This is a genomic window from Pseudoalteromonas sp. Angola-4, from assembly GCF_028599265.1.
Classification (GTDB): Bacteria; Pseudomonadota; Gammaproteobacteria; order Enterobacterales; family Alteromonadaceae; genus Pseudoalteromonas; species Pseudoalteromonas atlantica.
On record NZ_JAQREK010000116.1, the window covers coordinates 1 to 325 of the forward strand.

The following is a 325-nucleotide window of genomic DNA, read 5'->3' on the forward strand; positions in this document are numbered from 1 at the left end:
CAAGCGCTTTTTACTAGCTTGACTAGGCTTATCGCAAGTTAATACGTCCTTCATCGCCTCCAACTGCCAAGGCATCCACCGTGTACGCTTAGTCACTTAACCATACAACCCAAACGGGTCTTTGTTAGTGACAGTTTAACTTCGCCAGAAGTTAATATTGAATACTAAAGTAGATACCAATTAATCATAAATGATTAAATTGGCACTGAATGATACTGCTATCATTCTTTTTTACTTTTGAAAACTCTGTACAAATACAAAGTATCTATCAGAATTTTATTATCAGCTTTTCCAAATTTTTAAAGAGCATATTAATCAGTTAAAC

Annotated in this window: 1 rRNA gene; it reads right to left on the bottom strand. The window is 34.2% G+C overall.

Annotated features, from left to right (window positions below):
* Positions 1-102, bottom strand: a 23S ribosomal RNA gene (locus PSH48_RS21075); the annotation flags it as partial.
* Positions 103-325: the final 223 nt, after the last annotated feature.